The following is a 20,013-nucleotide window of genomic DNA, read 5'->3' on the forward strand; positions in this document are numbered from 1 at the left end:
GTTGCCGGCGGGCGCCGTTGTCTTGAAGACGAAGTGATCCGTTTTCCTCCGTCCCCAAGGGATCATTACAGTGAGTCGATAAAGCGCTGTTGGGCGGCGCGGCCGGCTTCGTCCCACTTAAAGACGCCGGCGTTGTCGAGCACGTGGCCAAACACCACGCCGACCTCCTCGTGCAGGATGTCGATGGCGTTGTCCGCCGTAAGCTCGTCGGCGCGGCGGGCAAAGACGTCCTCGGCCCATGCGGCGTGGCTGCGGCAAAGGTCGTCGCCCTCGAGCGCACCGGCAAGGTCGTAGCTGGCATCGGTCTTGGCCGCCAACAGGTGCTCACGGACAGCGCCGAGCTCGGGAACCAGGCGCGGCGGCAAAATGGCCAAGCCCATGACCTCGATCAGGCCGATGTTCTCCTTTTTAATATGGTGATACTCGGCATGCGGGTGGAAAACGCCCAGCGGATGCTCGTCGGTCGTGATGTTGCAGCGAAGTGCCAGGTAGGCCTCGTAAATCTCGCCACCGGCATTGCCGCGGAAGTCGACGCGGCGGATGACGGGCGTCACGGTGTTGTGCGCTACGCCGTCGGCCGTGTGCGCGATAACGCCCACAGACTCATCGGTCCACTCGCGCCAGGCGAGGATAATCTTCTCGGCAGCGTCGAGCAACTGGGCGCGGTCGTGCGAGCGCAGTCGCAGCACCGAAAGCGGCCACTGCAACACGGTACCGCTGACCTGGTCAAAGCCGGGCACGCTAAACTGCGAGACTTCGGTGGCATGCATCATGGGGAACTCGTGCGCGCCGCCCTGGAAGTGGTCGTGCGACAGAATCGAGCCGCCCACGATGGGCAGGTCGGCGTTGGAGCCGATAAAGTAGTGCGGGAACAGGTCCACAAAATCGAGCAGGCAGGTCAGCCCCTTGCGGTCGACGTGCATCGGACGATGCTCGGAGCTCATGGCAATGCAGTGCTCGTTAAAGTACGCGTACGGGCTGTACTGGAAGCCCCAACGCTCGCCGTCGAGCTGGATGGGGATAACGCGCAGATTCTGGCGGGCGGGATGAGCGCCGCCGTCAGCCGCGGCGGAGCGTCCGGGGTAACCCTCGTTCTCGATGCAGAGCTGGCAGGCGGGATACTTCTCGCCCATGTTCTTGGCTGCACCTGCCGCGGCGATATCGCGCGGGTCCTTCTCGGGTTTGGACAGGTTGATGGTGATTTCAAGATCGCCCCAGTTGGTGGGGGTGCTCCATTTGATGTTGCGCGCGATGGCGGCACGGCGCACGTAGCCGGCGTCGCAGCACAGGCCGTAGAACCAGTCGGTCGCGGCGCGGGGCTCGTTGACGCCCATGCGGCCGGTAAACTCGTCAATCACGGCAGACGGGCGCGGCATGAGCGCGCCCATGATGCGCATGGCGATGCGGTCGCGGCCCGATGCCGTGTCCTCGGCGGCGCCGTTGGCAACAGCCGCCTCGGCAAGCGCGGCAAGTGTGCCTTCAAGGTCAAAGTTGGGCAGGGTATCGGGGTGCAAGAGCGAGAGTTTCTCGACCTGGAGCGCCCAGGCCATGTCGAGCGCCGGGCCCGTAGCACCGATGCACTCGAGAATGGTGTTATACGCCCAGATGCGATCGTCCTGGCCGATCATCGATCGGTGGATGGCGTACTCGATCAGGTTCTGCGCGGCCTCGCGCACGTCAGTCATTACAGCCATGCCGCGTAGGCCCCCTTGTCAGAAATTGCGTAGTGGCGGGCAGAGCCCTCGCCCAGCCAGCCGTTCATCTTGGCGATGAAGGTGTCGACCAGGTCGAGCGGCACGAAGGCCTGGATGGTGCCACCAAAGCCGCCACCGTGGATACGGACGGCGCCTCGGCCGTCGAGCACGTGCTCGGCCAGTGCCAGGGCATACATCGAGGGCTGCTCGGAGCCCAGCTTAGCAACGACATTCTGCAGGTACATGGCAGAGCTGGCGCCGGACTTGCGTGTCAGGACCAGGAACTGGTCGATGTCGCCGGCGTTCAGGGCAGCCCAGCGCTTATCGACCAGGCCGTTCTCGTACCAGTAGTGAACGGCGCGCAGGCAGGCACGGTCGCCCAGCTTGGCGCGCAGCTCGGGGAGCTTGGCGTCAAAATCGGCAACGTTTACCTCGCACAGGCGTGCCTTGCCAAACTCGGCGGCGACGTCTTGCATTTCGCGTGGAACGGCGGCGTAGTCATCGGTGGCGGCCACGTGGTCGGCGCCGACCTTAACGAGCACGAGCGCGTAGCCGTGATCCTCAAAGTTGAGCTCGAGCTTCTGGGTCTTAGGCTGAGCCTGATCCTCAAAGTCCATGTAGGCGAGGCCGCCCAGGCACACAGCGGCCTGGTCCATCAGACCGCAGGGCTTGCCGTAGTAGTTGTTCTCGGTGCGCTGGCTCATCTGCGCAAGCGCGACGGGCTCAATGGCGGGCGCGCCCCAGAGGGTTTCCATGGCACGACCGTATGCGGCCTCGACGGCAGCGGAGCTGGAAAGGCCGCCGCCCGAGGGAACGGAGCAGGTGAAGGCGAAGTCGAAGCCCTGGGGCTCAACACCCAGAGCAGCGATTTCGTGGGCCATGCCGCGGACGAGGCTCGCGGACGTGCCCTTCTCGGACTCCTGAACGTCTAGCGTGTCGAGCGCAATCTCAAACGTGGGATAGCCCTCGTCGGCAACGCGGACCTTGTTGGAATCGGTTGCCACGGCGATGCCATCGACGGCGACATCGAGCGAGCCGGCGATAACGTGGCCACCCTCGTGGTCGGTGTGGTTGCCGCTGATCTCGGAACGGCCGGGCGCGTGCACATAGAGCACCTGGCGATCGCCGATGGGGCCAAACTCCTCCTCAAACAGCTTGGTGAGCGTGGCGAATGTCTTTTCGTCGGGGGTGGTCATGGGAGTCCTTTCCTTGGCGCGCACGGGTGAGTTTTGCGTCGTTATGAGTACGTTAACAACTTGAAGCGGCATGAACCAGGTGTTCACGATACCGCACGTTACGGGTTATGTTAACGTACTCATAACACATCGCTTGTCACTTTTTGAGAATCTGGTAATCGGTAGAAATACAGCCGTGAACGGTACTGCCGTATGGACTTATAAAGCAGAAAAGATGCAGATAGAAAAAGTAGAGTACGTTAACATGCGTCCGACGATAGCGGGCCTCGGCGCGGGGCGTATTTCTGCCCGGGCAGGCATTCACGCTATTCAGATCTCGCAAGGGTGAAGGTGATCCTGTGGCAAGGCGCCCGTCCAACGATACAGGTACGCGTCCGGTCTCCATGGCCGACGTCGCTCGCGCTGCTGGCGTTTCGCAGCAGACGGTTTCGCGCGTTGCCAACGGCTTGCCTAACGTCAACGAGCAGACGCGCCAGCGCGTGCAGGCCGCGATGCAAGAGCTTGGCTTTCGTCCGAGCTATGCCGGTCGCTCGCTGCGCGACGGCCGTTACCATTCGGTCGGCCTGTGCGTCAACGATGTCACCAAGTTCGGCAACCTGACGATGATCGACGGCATCGCCAGCGCTGCTCGCGAGCATAATTGCGCCATTACGCTGGTCGAGATGTCCAAGACCGAGGAGTTTTCGCTTGCCGAGGCCACGCGTCGTATGGCCGCGCTGCCCGTGGACGGCATCATTATCGGCATGAGTCGCATGGCGCCCGATTTTGAGACGTTTGATCCACTGCCGGGCATTGGCACGGTCATCGTTACCATGTACGCGCATCCGCGCGTGACCACAGTTGACTCTGATCATTACGGCTGCTCGCTATTGCTTATGGATCACCTGTTTGAGCTGGGGCACGAGCAGATTCGCTATATTGGCGGCCCGTCGTTCTCAGTCGACGAGCAATTTCGTCGCGCCGGTTGGCAAGATGCACTCGAGCGTAAACACATCGAGCCGGCAGAGCCGCTCGAAGGCGACTGGTCTGCCAACAGCGGTTACGAAGCCGGCAGGTACCTGGCCGAGCACGACCGCACCATGACGGCGATCTATGCGGCAAACGATCAGATGGCAAATGGCGCGATTGCCGCGCTGCGTGATAGCGGTTTGCGCGTGCCCGAGGACGTGAGCGTGGTGGGCGTCGACGATTCGCTCGACGACTTTGTCGCGCACAACGAGCTCACGACCGTGCGATTCGATCTGCATCAGCGCGGACGCGAGGTGTTTGAGCATGCGGTTCCCGAGGCGGGTACGGTGGGCAAAACCGTTGCCATTCGTATTCCCGGCCAGCTCATCATTCGACATAGCACGGCGATACCGCGCTCATAGTTTGTGCTGGTAAACGGCGATTTATCGCATTTCAATAACAATCGGTAAGGATGCCGGCAGATAGCTGTTGGGATGCGGGCGAGTGCTATGATAGACGGGTTCATTTGTCTATCTAGGAGGCTTTGCCTGATGGAGATCACCAAGGATATCCGCTACATTGGCGTTGACGATCACGACATTGACCTGTTCGAGGGCCAGTACGATGTGTCCGAGAACGGTATGGCATACAACAGCTACGTTATCTTGGGCGAGAAGATCGCTGTCGCCGATTCGGTCGATGGCGGTTTTGTCGACGAGTGGCTCGGCAACCTCGAGGCCGTGCTCGACGGCCGCACGCCCGACTACCTGGTCATCCATCACATGGAGCCCGATCACTCCGCCGGCATCGCCGCCTTTATGGAGCGCTATCCCCAGGCACAGATTGTGGCCAGCATGGGCGCCTTCCGCATGATGGTCAACTACTTTGGCACCGATTATCCCGAGCGCAAGATGGTCGTCAAAGAGGGCGACGTGCTCGACCTGGGCGGCCACAGCCTGACGTTTGTCGGCGCCCCCAACGTTCACTGGCCCGAGGTGCTGTTCTCTTACGAGGCCACCGACAAGGTGCTCTTTAGTGCCGACGGCTTTGGCAAGTTTGGTGCCAATGACATCGAGGATCCGGAAGGGTGGGCCTGCGAGGCGCGCCGCTACTACTTTGGCATCGTCGGCAAGTTCGGCAAGTTCGTGCAGGCCGTGCTCAAGAAGGCCGCCGACCTGGACATCCAGATCATCTGCCCGCTCCACGGCCCCGTGCTGACCGAGAACCTGGGCTACTACCTCGACACCTACAACATCTGGTCGAGCTATCAGCCCGAGGACGAGGGCATCACCATTGCCTACGCGAGCGTCTATGGCCACCTGAAGGCCGCCGTCGAGGAGCTCGCCGCAGCGCTCGAGGCTCGCGGCCAGAAGGTCTCCGTCTTTGACCTGGCTCGCGACGACATGGCCGAGGCCGTTGAGGACGCGTTCCGCTATGACCGTCTGGTGCTCGCTTCCATCACCTATCAGGGCGAGATCTTCCCGTTTATGAGCACCTTTATCCATACGCTCGCCGAGCATGCCTACCAGAACCGTACCGTGGCGCTCGTTGAGGCCGGCTCTTGGGCACCTGCCGCCGCTAAGGTTATGACCAAGGAGCTCGAGGGCATGAAGGACATCACCCTGACGGAGAACAAGGTGACTGTCCTGGGTTCGCTCAACGACGCCTCGCGCGCTCAGATCGAGGCCCTCGCTGACGAGCTCTCCAAGTAGCGATACGCTCACTTTTAACGCTCAAACCACCACAAAGGGGACAGGCACCTTTGTGGTGGTTTTTGTTTAAGCGCCGGCGATGACGAGATTTGGGCGGGCGTTGTCGACGATCTCGGCGATTGAGGTGGCGACGGCATGATCGGGGTCACGGTCCATCACGATGGTGCCGACGTCGGCAAGCTCAGCAAAACGGTACATGCCGCGTCCGTAAACCTTGCTGGCGTCCATGAGGGCGACGCTTTGATGGGCTGCGGCGATCATGGCCGTTTTGGTCTCGGCCATCTGGGGAAAGTCGGTCGTAAAGCCGCAACGGGGGACAAAAGCGCCGGGGCACATGACGGCCAGATCGGCATGGATTATTTGGAGCGCCTGCATGGTGAGCGGACCGTACAAATAACGATGACCTTTGCGCAGTGCTCCGCCCAGCATGACGACATCGACCGAGGGCATGCTCTCGTCGATATAATCGGCGATGGTGATGTCGGCCGTGATGACGGTGATGCCGTCGCGCTGGTCGAGCAGGCGGACAAATTCGAGCGCGGTGGTGCCCGAGTCGACGAGCAGGGTGTCACCGTCGCTGACGAGTTCGATGGCGCTTTGCGCGATGGCCTGCTTGGCGGCGACATTGACGTTGATACGGCGATCCTGGGTGGATACGGTCAGTCGCTTCTGGAGCGACACGGCGCCGCCGTGCGTGCGGCGCAACTTGCCGGACTCGGCTAGCGCGTCCAGGTCGGCGCGGGCGGTGACGGAGGATACGCCAAAGGTCTGGGCGATTTCTGCCACCTGCACAGAGGCGTTATGTTCGAGCATCTCCATGATGGCGGAACGACGCTCGTCGGCGAAAGCTCGGGTTGTTGCGTGGGCCATATCTGCTCCATTCTCGGCTAAATTTGTAGGAATTGTGTTGAGTCTATTTTCGTTCATTTTCTTTTTGAGTAAGAAAACACCTTTCGATTACTTACTTTTTCTATAAAAGAAAGATGATCAAGGCTCAAAACTCAATTTCGAACACGCACGCTCGGGTTCGACCCCTTCCGTTTGCTTTTCAAAAATGAAGGTTGGACCTCGCGCGATGACAATATCTCGCACATGCATACCCGCTGAATTTCATACAATGAACGCAGCAAAACGCAAGGTAAAACGCCTTGCGGACACGTACGCCCGATGTCCAGATGCGGGCGATGGAGAGGAGCAAACGCTCATGGCACTTGTTACCACCGAAAAGATGCTCAAGGACGCCCAGGCCGGCCACTACGCCGTTGGCGCGTTCAACGTCGAGAACCTCGAGTTCGTTATGGCCGTTCTGGCTGCTGCCGAGGAGACCAAGTCCCCCGTCATCATGCAGACCACCCCGGGCACCATCAAGACCGCTGGCCTGGATTACTTCTACGGCATGGTCAAGGCCGCTGCCGAGCGCGCTTCCGTGCCCGTCGCCCTGCACCTCGATCACGGCGATGGCTATGACCGCTGCATGCAGGCTTTCCGCACGGGCTACACCTCCGTTATGATCGACGGTTCGCACGAGTCTTTCGAGGACAACATCGCTCTGACCAAGTCCGTCGCCGATGCTGGCCGCGCCATGGGCGTGCCCGTCGAGGCTGAGCTCGGTAAGGTTGGCGGCAAGGAGGACGACGGTCCCGCGGTTGAGGGCGAGAGCCCCTACACCGATCCGGCCGAGGCCAAGGAGTTCGTCGAGCGCACTGGATGCACCTCGCTGGCCATTGGCGTTGGCACCAGCCACGGCGTGTATACGAGCGATCCTCACATCGAGCAGTCCGTGGTCAAGGCCATCCGCGACGCCGTCGACGTACCGCTGGTTCTGCACGGCACCTCTGGTGTGCCCGATGAGCAGGTTGCCGAGGCTGTGAAGAACGGTATCTGCAAGGTCAACTACGCCACCGAGCTGCGTCAGGCCTACACCAAGGGCTTCATGGCCTACATGGCCGAGAACCCCGCCTGCTTCGATCCCAAGAAGCCGGCCAAGGAGGGCATGCGTGAGATCACCGAACTGGTTAAGATCCGTATGACCAACCTCAACTCTGTGGGCAAAGCAGAGTAACAGCAAGGGTACTCCGACTCAAAATAGATCCCGGGGAGGGATGAGGGCTTAGTTCCCCAATCGTCCTCGGGCATGCAAAAAGCCTCGCTGCGCACTTCGTGCGGCGAGGCTTTTTGCCCCCTGCGGAAAGATTGGAGAACTAAGCCCTCGTCCCTCCCAGGTTGACCTACTCGAGGTCGTCGCCCTTGTGGCGTTAGGTCTGAAAATAATAAGAAGCCTTCGCGCTGCGGAATGATTTTGGAAACTAAGTACGGGGACCCGCCCAAACCGTCCTGCTCAATCGCCCTTGTGGTGTTGGGGCTGAAAGGGTGGGACGCGTGGGTTATTTGGTTGTTAGGGTTAGTAGGTCGTTGGGGGTTTTGAGGTTGTAGGTGGCGTTTGGGATATCTTGGTGTGATCCCCATGCTGCTCGGGCAAAACTGACCCCTGCTGAAGTTGCGCATTGTTCGTCGTAGACGGTGTCGCCAACGTAGACGACGTTGCCAGGATTCGCGCCCGCACGTCGGAGATATTCGAGCATGGGTGCGGGTGCGGGTTTATGTTCGGTTGTGTCTTCGACAAGGATGATGTGCTCAAAATACTTATCGAAACCAAGGGGTGCAATTTCTTTTGCGTATTCGTCGCGCGCACGTGAGGAGACGATGCCAAGTTTGCAGCCGCTATCGGCGAGTGTTGCGATGACTTCAAGCAAACCTGGAAACACGCTGATGGTGCTTTTAAAGCTGGCGGCAACTTGGCACCAGCGATCCAACGTTGCCTGCGAGTAGATCCCAAGTTTCTCAAGGGCATCCTTGCCGGGTATGCCGAGGGCAAAGTCAAGCTCGTGTCGGGGAAGCGTTTTGCTGGTCTCTTCTTGGACAATCTGGACAAGCGATGACAGAACGCTTTCTTCTGTATCTGCCAATGTCCCATCAACGTCAAATACGATATGGTCAAAGTGCTTCATATGATTGCTCCTCTCTGTTGTTTGCCTGCAAGTTTGATGCAGTGACAGAAGAAGGGCTAGCGGGATTTCTGTCTGGTGCTATCGAGATTCTGCCTCGCTGCTCGATAGCTCGAAGGAGTGCACCCCATTTGTTCTTTAAATACCTGGCCAAGATGGCTTGCTGTTATAAATCCGCATTGGCGCGCGACTGTCTGTACCGTTCGCGTGGTGTGTGCCAAAAGTTCGCAAGCACGGTTTATGCGGTATGCGCGTAGATATGCCGCCGGGGTCGTTCCTGCACAAGTTTCGATAATGCGGTAACACTCTCTTTCGCTTACGCCGGCTGCAGATGCCATCTGGGGCACATCTATAGCGGCTGCATAGTTTGCGCGGATAAAGTCCAGGATTGCCTTGAACTGTACGTCGCGGCTGGTCATCCAAGAGGCGCCGTCGGAAGAAAAGAGCGGTTCGGTCTTGGCGTTAATCTGAATCCAGAGCTCTGACAAACTATTTCGAAGCGCCATCTCGTTCTGCGGCTGTTGAAGGTCGTGGCTAAAGGAGCTCTTCAGCAAATCGATAAAGGGCATATCGTCGGGATTGGTGGGCGACCATTTGAGCACATCGACGCCTCGACATTGAAGCAATGGGTTGATGTAGCGCTTTTGGAGACGTCCCGCGGGATCGCCGAGCATCGACGGCTGAAAGATATGCAGCATTTGAATGGCTGGCGCCGAATTGGGTGATTGCAGCGTGCTGTGCAAAACGCCGCCGTTGATAAAGCCGGCGGACCCTTCCTCAAAGCGTACGTGCTCATGAGCCGCGTGCGTTCGATAGTCAATCGCTCCCTGCTCCATGTAGAAAAGCTCAACTTCGGAATGCCAGTGCCAGGGGACGGAATTGCCCGGATAGCGAGCGAATTCTGCGCGTTCGGCAATATAGGGCCAGTCTTCGGCGGTCTCGGGAAACGCTTCCTCGCGTCCTCCGCGGTGCAATTCTATGTGATCCATGTTTCGCATGACATCAGTATAAAGCGCGATGGGCTTAGATTGCTCTTGCCTGTTCGGGGAACGCCTTGTCTAGGGATGCTTGGAGCTTTTCGAAGGATGCTCGCAGGTTGAGGCTCTGATCGGCTGAGCGCTTTTGCTGTGAGGTTGGGGAGTCGAGGAGGCCGTTTCTCTGTGTCGGGGGGAAGGAGAAAAGGTCTGCATATTTTAGGGATGGCTGCTGTGCTGCGTCATTGGAAGAATGCATGCTTATACGGCCTCCTCGATGTCCACCAAAAGATTGCGCTCGGGGTGTGCTGCTAGGTCCCGTGCGTTGGCAGTATTATGCCGCGGCTGTTGCAAAGAAGCGCTAAAGAAAGGCTTAATGAGGTTTGACGTTGCGATGAAACCGCAGGTAAAAGCTATCGAGTAACACTCTTGAAAGGTTTTGAGCTTAAGGGCTTTCTAAGGTTTGTGACGTGGATGTGGCGCGGACGTGCGGAGCGTGTGAATGCTTGCTGTTAGCGCTGCGGCTCTGCGGCGCGCACCTGCTCGATGACCTTTTCCATCGTGGCGTCGATGCGGTCTTTTTTGAGCTCGCATTCCCAGATGGTTATGGGTGTCCAGCCCATTTGAGTGAGTGCCGCCACGGCAGCGCGGTCGCGCTCGACGTTGCGACGGAACTTTGCCTCCCAAAACTCAACGTTGCGCTTGGGCTGGCTAGGGTTGCACTTGGGGCAGCGGTGCCAAAAGCAGCCGTTGACGAAGATGGCGATCTTGCGCCCGGGAAAGGCGATGTCGGGCTTGCCGGGTACCTTCCATTCCAAACGATAGCCCGTAAGGCCCGCGGCCCGTAGGCGCTGACGTACGAGCAGCTCGGGCTTGGTGTTGGCGCGCTTGTTGCCCTTCATGGACTTTTTGATGGCGGCGCGACGGCGGACCAGTTCGCGCTCGTCAGCGGAGAGGTCCGAGGTATCGATGCCGTCGAGCAGGCCGGGCTTGGGACGCTTCTTGCTGCGGCGCTTAGGTGCGCGCTTGGGTTTGGTGGCGGGTTTGTTGGCTGTGTTGGGCACGGCGTCATCGGCGGAGCTTGTCTCGAGCCGGTCTTCCTTCAGCTCAATCAGGGCATCAATGAGCCCCTTGTCAGCGGGCATCCATTCCACCGTGGCAAGTGAGGTGCGTGGAATCCAGCGGATATCGAGCTGGCGGTCGTGCTTCTGGGGCTCATCGGATTCATCGGCGAGCGAGCAGTAGTAGCACTCCATGGAGAGATGAAAATCGGGGTAGTCATACTCAACGGTATAGAAATCGCGCAGGTTGGTGACTTTTACCTGCAGCTCTTCCATAAGTTCGCGTCGCACGGCGTCCTCGGGTGTCTCGCCGCGCATGAGCTTGCCGCCGGGAAACTCCCAAAGTCCCTGCATGTCGCCGTAGCCGCGCTGCACGGCAAGCAGCTCATCGGATCCTTCTTTGCGAATGATCCCAGCGGCAACATGAACAGTCTTCAACAGGAGTCCTCTCTCAATATCATCACGTGGCAGGCTAGCTACCCCTACCTTACACAACGGTAAGGCAAGCGTAAGCCATATCGATGGTAGCTGGCTCGTCTTCTTGCGACTATAGATGCCGTAGACTAATCGCAAGAAAGGACTCGGTATGCAAACCACGCACATGGCGACCCCGGTACTGGAGGTCGCGCATCTCGAAAAGGTATATGGAGCGCTGGGCAACGTGACCCGCGCGCTCAACGACGTCAGCTTTACGGTCAACCGCGGCGAATTTGTTGGCATCATGGGCGCTTCGGGCTCGGGCAAGTCGACGTTGCTCAACTGCGTGTCGACCATTGATAGCGCCACGAGCGGCACGATCCGCATCAACGGCCAGGACGTGACGCGCATGAAGCAGGCTAAGCTTTCGCAGTTCCGCCGCGAAGAGCTCGGCTTTATCTTCCAGGACTCCAACCTGCTCGATACGCTCACGGCACGCGAGAACATCGCCCTGCCGCTCACCATTGCCCGCACAAACTCGGCAGAGATCTCGACCCGCGTGCAGGATGTGGCCGCGCGTCTGTCTATCAGTCAGGTGCTCGACAAGTATCCCTACCAGATGTCCGGCGGTCAGCAGCAGCGCGTTGCCGCGGCCCGCGCGCTCGTCACCGACCCCACCATGATCATGGCCGACGAGCCCACCGGCGCCCTCGATTCCAAGAGTGCCCGCCTGCTGCTCGAGAGCCTGGAGGCCCTCAATCGCCGCCTGCGCGCCACGGTGCTCATGGTCACGCACGACAGCTTTGCCGCCAGCTACACGAGCCGTGTGCTGTTTATTCGCGACGGCAAAATCTTCACCGAGCTGCGCCGCGGCGACACCGACCGCCGAGAGTTCTTCGACCGCATTATGGAGGTCGTTGCCATGATGGGCGGTGAGGGCTCCGATGCTCTGTAAACTCGCTTGGGGCAACGTCCGCCGCGCCGGCCGCGACTACCTCGTCTACTTGCTGACGCTCACCCTGGGCGTCACGGTCTTCTATGCCTTTAACACCATCTCGATGCAGGTCGACATCGCCGGAATCGATGAAGAGGGCTTGGCACAGGTTATGGGCAGCATGCTCGGCGACCTGACGTACTTTTTGGCCGGTGTCATGGCTTTTTTGATGGTGTACGCCAATAACTTCATCATGAAACGCCGCAAAAAGGAGTTTGGCCTGTACCAGGTGCTCGGCATGGGGCGCGGGCGCGTCGCCACGATCATGGCACTCGAGACGGTGATTGTCTCGGTGGTGGCCTTTGTCGCCGGCATTGTGCTGGGTGTGGGACTCTCCCAACTCATGACGTTCTTTACGGCCTCGCTCTTTAAGACACAGATCGCCAATTTCCACTTCTTTTTCTCGATGCATGCGTTCAATCTGACCCTTGCCTGCATGCTCGTAATGTTTGTGCTCACGCTACTGCTGAACCTCCGCGCCGTGCGTCGTACCAAACTCATCGAGCTTATGGGTGCCGAGCGTCGCAACGAGAGCATCAAGACACGCAACCCCTGGATCGCGATTGCCATCTTTGCCGTGGGCGCGGTGCTTGTGGGCGTGGCCTATTACCGTCTGCTACGTGATGGGTTCCCGCTAACCGCGACGGACAGCAAGCTACAAGAGGCCATGAACCAGTTTGGCATTACGACCGCTATGGTTACCGTGGGCACCTTTGCCCTGTTCTGGGGACTCTCGGGCATGCTCATCAAGCTGCTGCAGAGCCTGCGCGGCGTGTATTGGCGCGGCCTCAACATGTTTACCGTGCGCCAGCTTGCGGCCAAGGTCAACACGGTGTGCTTTTCGATGGGCGTCATCGCGATGCTCCTGTTTTTGGCTATTACCTCGGTGACCTGCGGTATGTCGATCGCCAACGTGATGAACGAAAACCTCGAGCGCTATAACCCTGTTGACGTGTCTCAGACGTATGTCTATTACACGCCCGAAACGCTCGACTACTACAAGGAGTATGTCAATCCGTCTGAGGCCGATCGCATGGTGCTGGCCGATGCAACGGTCGATTTGTACGCTGCGTGGCATGGCGAGCGCAAGTCGGCGGACAACAACGACGAGACCGGCAAGAAGGTCAATATCGCCGATGTTGCCGGTGAGCATGTGCAGATCGACTCGTATCTGAGCTATACGCTTGGCGGCTCGGATCCTTCGGTGACGGCGGGCGAGATGTGCAAGGCCATGGGCGAAAAGCTCCCCAAGGCGCTCGAGGCTAGCAATGCCGATGATATGGGCCTGTTTGTGACGCCGGCGAGCCAGTACAACAAGCTGCGCCAGATGATGGGCGAGGAGCCGGTGAGCATTGGCCGCGACCAGTACTTGCTTACGTGTGATATGGGCGGTGAGCTGGGCGACCTGTACACCAAGTACATGGCCGGCGGTCACACCCTTTCCTTGGGCGGGCATGAGCTCAAGCCTGCAACCGATAGGTCGGACGAAGATACGGCGGCCATCGCCAACTCGGCGATGGGCAGTAATCCGGGTACCGTCGTCGTTGCCGACGAGCTGTTGTCCCAACTTAATCTGCAGCCGTATTCCAGTAGCCTGCTCGTTAACTACAAACAGGGGATGGATACGACCGAGGCAGACGAGAGCATTAAATACACTCTGCTCGACGATCTGCTCGTTGACGGCAAGAAGCCGGGGTCGTGGGGAACCTTCATCACACGCTCCGAGATGTACACGCAAGCAGCGCAAATGAACGGTCTTATTAGCTACCTAGCCATCTACATCGGCTTTGTATTGGTCGTTGCATGCGCGGCGATTCTGTCGATCCAGCAACTCTCCAACGTGGCCGATGGCAGCCGCAGCTATCGTGTGCTGGCACAGATCGGCTGCGACGACCGCCAGATTCGCCATTCGGTGATGGCGCAGCAAGCGGTATTCTTCCTGTTCCCGCTGGCAGTGGGCCTAGCGCACTCCTTTGTGGCACTTAAGGTGATCATCGAGCTGGTGAGCATATTCGGAAATATGAGCATCGGCGGCACCGTGGGCCTCACCTGTGCGATCTTCCTGGCAGCCTATGGTGGCTACTTCCTGGTGACGTACCTCATGAGCGCCGGCATGGTACAAGCTGCCATCGCCACCCGCTACAGCGAGTAACAAGCGGGCAAAACCGTCGCAAAACCAACGCGAACAGCCGCCGCGAACGGGGTCCGGACCCTTTTCGCGGCGGTTTTTTGTCTATCGGATGCCTCTCAGATGCAAGTGAGTAGACTTTTTTGGACTTGTCGAGCACACCGCGCCAAACGCTCAATAAAACCGCAGGTCAGGGCGGTGGTGTTTTGGGGCGTGCTCGGCATCCCGCCAAAAGCCTACTCACTTGGTTTTACTGCTAGAAAACCGCCGCGAGGGAAAGTAGCTCCCTCGCGGCGGTTTTGGCATTTGCCCAGATAAAACCTGCCAAAATAAACCTGTCCCTTTTTGGTAGGTTATCGTTTCCAAAAGTGGAGGATGAGCGTCGTGCGGTTTTGCTGCTCAGTTTTGACCAGGATGTTGTGGATATGGGTCTTGACGGTGCCCACGGCAAGGAAGAGCTCGTCAGCGATCTCTTGGTTCGATTTGCCCAACACAACCAGACGCATGACTTCGGTTTCGCGGTTGGAGAGCTTGTAGGCGTTGCGATAGAAGGGCATCTGCTCTTCGATGTGTCGATCAAGATCGCTGACGTTCTTTTCCTCGGGCGCCTCCTGCATGCGAATCGAAAGCACGTGATAGGCATAGATGATCAGCAGAATCGCAAAGTAGCACGCAAAGATGTTCTCGCTAAAGTTGCGCTCGGACAGGTACAGCTGCAGCCAAGAGGGTGCCAGGCTCATGGGAACAACAAGGATGTTGTAGAAATCCTCGGCAACGATGCACCCGACCAGAATGGCGCCGATAATGAGGTGCTTTCGTTGATTGTTGACGCGCGCCTTAAGCTCGACCTGCGTGCTTTTATGCGCCGTCCAAAAGATATACAGTCCCACAAATACAAGGAATACCTGACGCATCGTGTAGTAGAGCCATTGATGCATGGGGCCGTAGGGGACAGCGACAATGACCAGCAGCTCGCTCAGGAAGAACGTTGCGACGGGAATAACAAACTGCTTTTTTGAATGTTTGTCGAGCAAGTCCATGGCAATGAGCCAGATAAAAGCTTGTGAAGCGGTCGCCACAAGGGTCCGCAACACAGGCATGGTAATTGAGTAATAGTCGCTGGCTGGAAAACTCTGGTTTTGCAACGTGTATTCAAAAAAGAAGATCTCGGTCATCTCGATGGCATAGCAAATAAAAACGCCGCTGCCATAGATAAAGAAGCGTCGACGAGACGAGGCATAGGCGGCAAGCGAAAGCACTGCCGTCACAATACAGATCACGAGTATCGCTAGGGTATAGAAGAACATCAGGGTGTTCATCTGCCACCGTCCCATCTCATTTCATCTATGGCCGAGCCCTGTATACCTTGTGGGATATAGACGTCTCAACCCTTCGTTCCATTGCGGATTAGGCGCCGAGATACAGCATAGCCGTATACCGTTCGCGGTTCTAGATAGTAAACCCCCTGCAAGCTGGCTACCTGCGGGTTTATATTGGTTTAGAGGGGGTGTAACTCCGTGAACGGTCTTTAATCCCGAATAAACTAGGTAAAAATTGCATACGGGTGAATGATGGTCTTGTCAACACGAGGCGTGATGTTCGAGCGCCTCATAGCAATAGTCGGCACGACCGGCGGAAAGGAATCGACATGGCGCTGCCTAAGGATTTCATCGACACCAACGACTTCACCAAAGAGCAGATCCTGGCTATCGAGGATCTTGGCCTGGCAATGAAGAAGGCCATCAAGGTTGACGGTTATTATCCGCACCTGCTCCGCAACCAGAGCCTTGGCATGATCTTCCAGCAGGTTTCCACCCGCACCCGTCTTTCCTTCGAGACCGCTATGACCGACCTCGGCGGCCATGCTCAGTTCTATGGCCCTGGCACCATCCAGCTCGGCGGTCACGAGTCCCTGGGCGACACCGCTCGCGTTATGGGCTCGCTGCTCGACATCATGATGGCTCGCGTTGACCGTCACAAGGACGTCGTCGGCCTCGCCGAGGGCTCCGCTGTGCCCGTCATCAATGGCATGTCCGAGTTCAACCATCCCACGCAGGAGATGGGCGACCTCATGACCATGCTCGAGAACCTCCCCGAGGGCAAGAAGATCGAGGACTGCACCCTGGCCTTCATCGGCGACGCCACCCAGGTCTGCGTCTCCCTCATGTTCATCGCCTCCAAGGTCGGCATGAAGTTTGTCCAGTTTGGACCCAAGGGCCACCAGATCCCCGACGGCGGCCTGCACGTTGGCACCGTTGAGGAGCGCGCCGAGTTCGGCAAGCAGATGATGGCCATCGCCGAGGAGAACTGCAAGGTCTCCGGCGGCTCCGTCGTCATCTCCGACGACATCGAGTGCATCAAGGGCGCCGACTTCATCTACACCGACGTGTGGTATGGCCTGTACGACGAGGAGGTCTCGGGCGAGAACTACATGGACGTGTTCTACCCCAAGTATCAGGTCACCATGGACATGATGAACTTCGCCGGCCCCAACTCCAAGTTCATGCACTGCCTGCCGGCCACTCGCAACGAGGAAGTCGTCGACGAGGTTATGGACGATCCCGAGCGCTCCCTGTGCTGGGTCGAGGCCGAGAACCGCAAGCACTCCATCCGTGCTCTCCTCGCTGCCCTGGGCAAGCGCACCCCGCTCAACGACGAGGGTGTCGAGTACTCCGCCAAGGCCGAGCTTCACGCCGCTCTCGAGGCTCTCGAGCAGCTCTAAGCCTTAAGCCTGCTAAACGCACGTTTGCGGGCGGCGGATGCTCGTCTCCTGTCGCCCGCTCACCGAGGCTCAGGCAATTGCCTTAGTACCTTGGGCCTCGGATCTGTCCAAGACTGAGCGAAGGAGCTCATCATGAGCGACGGAAAGAAAAAGCTTTCCTTTTTGACGGTCATTTCGACCATCATCTGCGTCGTCTTCGTTTGCGAGGCCGCCGCTCCTGCTGCTGCCATTGGCAACCAGCAGTTCTTCTGGTGGATCTTCCTGATCCTGACCTTCCTGCTTCCTTATGGCATGGTTGTTGCCGAGCTCGGCACCACCTATGACGGCGAGGGCGGCATTTACGACTGGGTACGCGATGGCCTGGGCGACAAATGGGGCGCCCGCATCTCGTATTACTACTGGGTCAACTACCCGCTGTGGATTGCCTCGCTGGCTACCATGTTCCCCGACATTTTGGGCATGGTCTTTGGCGTTGAGTTCAACTTGATCGCCAAGATGGGTATCGATCTTGCCTTTGTGTGGATCGTCTACCTCATGGGCCGCTCCAAGGCGGCCGACTCCGAGTGGGTCCTTAACGGTGGCGCCATCATCAAGGTCGCCGTCGCCGTTATCGTTGGCGCTTTGGGCATTTGGTATGCCATGGAGAACGGTTTTGCGAACGACATGTCCGCTGCCACCTTCCTGCCCGAGCTCACCAACACCAACGCTCTCGGTTACCTGTCGATCATCATCTTTAACTTCATGGGCTTCGAGGTCATCTGCACCATGACCGATGACATGGCCGATCCCGCTCGCGATATTCCCAAGGCTATCATCGTCGGTGGCCTGTCCATCGCCGTGATCTACCTGTTCGCTGGCTTTGGCATCGGCGCTGCTGTGCCGGCCGATTCCATCGACCCAGACTACGGCATGATTTATGCAGTCCAGACCATGGTGGGCGACTCCATGATCTTTAAGGTCATCTGCATTGCCTTCCTGATCACCCTGTTCGCCAACATGGCTGCTTGGTCCTTCGGCGTTAACTCCGTTGCTCGCTACGCTGCCGAGCACGGCAACATGCCCAAGGTCTTCGCCTCGATGATCTCTGATGACGACATGCCCAACGGTGCCAACCTGGTCAACGCCGTCGTTGCCTCCCTGGTGCTGTGCCTGCAGCTCGTTCCCATCGATGCCATCTCCAACGGCGTCTTCTGGATGCTCTTCGGCACCTCCGTCGTCTTCCTGCTGCTGACCTACATCCCGATGTTCCCGGCGTTCCTCAACCTTCGCAAGAACGACCCCGACCGCGAGCGCATCTTCACGTTCCCGTTTAAGGGTGCCATGATGAAGGTCATGCTGGCCATCCCTTGCATCGAGCTGATCCTGGCCATCGTTGCAACGCTGGTGCCGTTCTCTGCCGCTGAAATTGGCGACAAGCTCCCGATGATCGTTATCTTCATCGTGCTTCTGCTCATCGGCGAGGTTGTCCGCGTCGTCAGCGCTAAGGGCCGCGAGACCGAGTACAAGGGCCTCACTCCCGAGCTGGCAGCTCAGCGTCTCGCTGAGGAGGCCGCCGAGGCCGAGGAGAACTAGAGCACCCGGTTCTGGGGCTCCAACCCTCCTCGCGTACCAACGTGCGCTTCGTCGGGCTTGTCGCTCCCGACTCCAGGCACTCTAGCCTCTTCGAGGGCGTGCCCAAAGCGACAAATTTGCTCACTATTTCCTGGGGCGGGTGCGAGCGATAGCTCCGGTAACCACCGCCCGCCCCAACCTCTCTCTCGTATCCTTCGTGCGTTTGTCTCCACGCACTTGGTTACGTTGCCGCTCGTCGGTGCGGCTCCGTGAAAACCGGCACCGGGCGCCCCGACCTTTGCCGGGGGACGGGCGCCCACTATCTCTTGGTTTTAGGCTGCGGGTAATCCGCCCGCGGCAAACGATCGTTCGATTTGGAGGAAATCTTATGCGTACGATCACCGAGTCCGAGTCCACCCCCAAGGCCGACGGCTTCTTTATGCCCGCCGAGTTCGCCCCGCAGGATCGCGTGTGGATGGGCTGGCCCCACCGCACCGACACCTGGGCCCACGGCGCCAAGCCGGCTCAGAAGCAGTATGCCGCCATCGCCCGCGCCATCTCCGAGTTCACCCCGGTCTATATGTGCGCCAACCAGGTCGACTATGCCAACTGCAAGGCCGTCTTCGAGAACGACGAGAACGTCACCGTTATCGAGATGACCACCGACGACGCCTGGTTCCGCGACACCGCCGCCACCTACGTCATCAACGGCAAGGGCGAGAAGCGCGCCAACCACTGGCACTTCAACGCCTACGGCGGCCTCGTCGACGGCCTGTACTTTCCGTGGGACAAGGACGAGCAGATCGCCCTCAAGATGGCTGAGCTCTCCGGCTGCCGTCGCTATCGTCCCGACGACATGATCCTCGAGGGCGGCTCCATCACCGTCGACGGCGAGGGCACCCTTGTCGTGACCGACCAGTGCCTGCTTTCCCCGGGCCGCACCTGCTCTGCGGTTCTGGAGGAGGAAGAGGATCCCGAGTCCATCTGGCCCAAGTTCCACAAGAAGTTTGAGCCTTGGAGCGAGGAGCTTCGCGCCTACATGGACGAGCACCTCAAGGATTACCTGGGTGTCGAGAAGGTCATCTGGGTCAAGGAGGGCATCGACCCCGAGGAGACCAACGGTCATATCGACGACGTTGCCACGTTCATCGCTCCGGGCGTCATGGCCTGCATCTGGACCGACGATCCCGAGTATCCGTTCTACGAGCAGTGCCACGCTGCCTACGAGACCCTCTCCAACGCCGTTGACGCCAAGGGCCGCAAGATGAAGGTCTACAAGCTCTGCATGCCCGTGAACCCGCTGTTCATGGACCAGGCCTCCTGCGACACCATCGACGCCGACGAGAACGCCGAGCCGCGCGTCCCCGACGAGCCGCTGATCGCGTCCTACATGAACTACCTGGTCACCAACCACGGCGTCATCGTCCCGCAGTACGGCGACGAGAACGACCAGCTGGCCGTCGACACGCTCCAGAAGATCTATGACGAGGTCTGGGGCGAGGGCGTCTACAAGTGCGTCGGCGTCCAGTCCGAGCAGGTCGTCTTCGGCGGCGGCAATATCCACTGCATTACCCAGCAGGAGCCCTCGGCGTAACTCAGGCACGCCACCTT

At 59.0% G+C, this 20,013-nt stretch carries 15 protein-coding genes; 8 read left to right on the forward strand and 7 right to left on the reverse strand.

What is annotated here, in order from left to right; translation table 11 throughout:
- Window positions 1-65: 65 nt before the first annotated feature.
- Both DWY03_RS08515 and DWY03_RS08520 read right to left on the reverse strand, forming a co-directional pair.
- The gene (locus DWY03_RS08515; protein WP_164473332.1) at window positions 66-1,694 is read right to left on the reverse strand and encodes a UDP-glucose--hexose-1-phosphate uridylyltransferase; all 1,629 of its coding nucleotides are present in this window, start codon (window positions 1,692-1,694) and stop codon (window positions 66-68) included.
- The gene (locus tag DWY03_RS08520) at window positions 1,685-2,890 is read right to left on the reverse strand and encodes a galactokinase family protein (protein WP_117840458.1); all 1,206 of its coding nucleotides are present in this window, start codon (window positions 2,888-2,890) and stop codon (window positions 1,685-1,687) included. Before DWY03_RS08520 ends, DWY03_RS08515 begins: the two co-directional genes overlap by 10 nt.
- Before the next feature lie 383 nt (window positions 2,891-3,273).
- On the opposite strand from DWY03_RS08520, the gene DWY03_RS08525 reads away from it, so the two are divergent.
- On the forward strand, window positions 3,274-4,260 hold the full coding sequence (locus DWY03_RS08525; RefSeq protein WP_117840460.1) for a LacI family DNA-binding transcriptional regulator: 987 nt from the start codon (window positions 3,274-3,276) through the stop codon (window positions 4,258-4,260).
- A 129-nt stretch (window positions 4,261-4,389) separates the two neighbouring features.
- Window positions 4,390-5,550, forward strand: coding sequence for an FprA family A-type flavoprotein (locus DWY03_RS08530; RefSeq protein ID WP_117840462.1), 1,161 nt, complete (start codon window positions 4,390-4,392; stop codon window positions 5,548-5,550).
- A gap of 66 nt (window positions 5,551-5,616) precedes the next feature.
- Here DWY03_RS08530 and DWY03_RS08535 read toward each other — a convergent pair whose 3' ends face one another.
- Window positions 5,617-6,420, reverse strand: coding sequence for a DeoR/GlpR family DNA-binding transcription regulator (locus tag DWY03_RS08535; protein WP_117772941.1), 804 nt, complete (start codon window positions 6,418-6,420; stop codon window positions 5,617-5,619).
- Window positions 6,421-6,754: 334 nt separating this feature from the next.
- On the opposite strand from DWY03_RS08535, the gene DWY03_RS08540 reads away from it, so the two are divergent.
- Window positions 6,755-7,612 (forward strand): class II fructose-bisphosphate aldolase, encoded by an 858-nt coding sequence (locus DWY03_RS08540; RefSeq protein ID WP_022095149.1) that lies wholly within the window; start codon window positions 6,755-6,757, stop codon window positions 7,610-7,612.
- Window positions 7,613-7,934: 322 nt separating this feature from the next.
- Here the strand turns inward: DWY03_RS08540 and DWY03_RS08545 are convergent, their stop codons facing one another.
- From DWY03_RS08545 to vsr, 3 genes are all read right to left on the reverse strand, one after another.
- On the reverse strand, window positions 7,935-8,558 hold the full coding sequence (locus tag DWY03_RS08545; protein ID WP_089572377.1) for an HAD family hydrolase: 624 nt from the start codon (window positions 8,556-8,558) through the stop codon (window positions 7,935-7,937).
- 56 nt (window positions 8,559-8,614) lie between these two features.
- Window positions 8,615-9,544 (reverse strand): AraC family transcriptional regulator, encoded by a 930-nt coding sequence (locus tag DWY03_RS08550; protein WP_158556493.1) that lies wholly within the window; start codon window positions 9,542-9,544, stop codon window positions 8,615-8,617.
- 497 nt (window positions 9,545-10,041) lie between these two features.
- Window positions 10,042-11,028, reverse strand: a complete 987-nt coding sequence (gene vsr / locus DWY03_RS10250; protein WP_231500827.1) for a DNA mismatch endonuclease Vsr — start codon at window positions 11,026-11,028, stop codon at window positions 10,042-10,044.
- A 148-nt stretch (window positions 11,029-11,176) separates the two neighbouring features.
- Between vsr and DWY03_RS08570 the strand changes: the two genes are divergently transcribed.
- Window positions 11,177-11,962, forward strand: coding sequence for an ABC transporter ATP-binding protein (locus DWY03_RS08570; RefSeq protein WP_006234847.1), 786 nt, complete (start codon window positions 11,177-11,179; stop codon window positions 11,960-11,962).
- Window positions 11,952-14,153 carry an ABC transporter permease gene (locus tag DWY03_RS08575; protein WP_117840467.1) on the forward strand — a complete coding sequence of 734 codons (2,202 nt, stop codon included), beginning with the start codon at window positions 11,952-11,954 and terminating at the stop codon, window positions 14,151-14,153. Before DWY03_RS08570 ends, DWY03_RS08575 begins: the two co-directional genes overlap by 11 nt.
- Window positions 14,154-14,482: 329 nt before the next feature.
- Here DWY03_RS08575 and DWY03_RS08580 read toward each other — a convergent pair whose 3' ends face one another.
- On the reverse strand, window positions 14,483-15,448 hold the full coding sequence (locus tag DWY03_RS08580; RefSeq protein WP_158558644.1) for a response regulator transcription factor: 966 nt from the start codon (window positions 15,446-15,448) through the stop codon (window positions 14,483-14,485).
- Between the two features lie 329 nt (window positions 15,449-15,777).
- Here DWY03_RS08580 and ptcA point away from each other — a divergent pair, with 329 nt between their 5' ends.
- From ptcA to DWY03_RS08595, 3 genes are all read left to right on the forward strand, one after another.
- The gene (gene ptcA, locus DWY03_RS08585; RefSeq protein WP_117736104.1) at window positions 15,778-16,851 is read left to right on the forward strand and encodes a putrescine carbamoyltransferase; all 1,074 of its coding nucleotides are present in this window, start codon (window positions 15,778-15,780) and stop codon (window positions 16,849-16,851) included.
- 132 nt (window positions 16,852-16,983) lie between these two features.
- The gene (locus DWY03_RS08590; RefSeq protein ID WP_117774343.1) at window positions 16,984-18,423 is read left to right on the forward strand and encodes an APC family permease; all 1,440 of its coding nucleotides are present in this window, start codon (window positions 16,984-16,986) and stop codon (window positions 18,421-18,423) included.
- Window positions 18,424-18,790: 367 nt separating this feature from the next.
- Complete coding sequence (locus DWY03_RS08595; RefSeq protein WP_117635777.1) at window positions 18,791-19,996, forward strand: agmatine deiminase family protein; 1,206 nt, start codon at window positions 18,791-18,793, stop codon at window positions 19,994-19,996.
- Window positions 19,997-20,013: the final 17 nt, after the last annotated feature.

The sequence above is a fragment of the Collinsella sp. AF23-2 genome (genome assembly GCF_003459245.1).
In the GTDB taxonomy this organism is placed as follows: Bacteria; Actinomycetota; Coriobacteriia; order Coriobacteriales; family Coriobacteriaceae; genus Collinsella.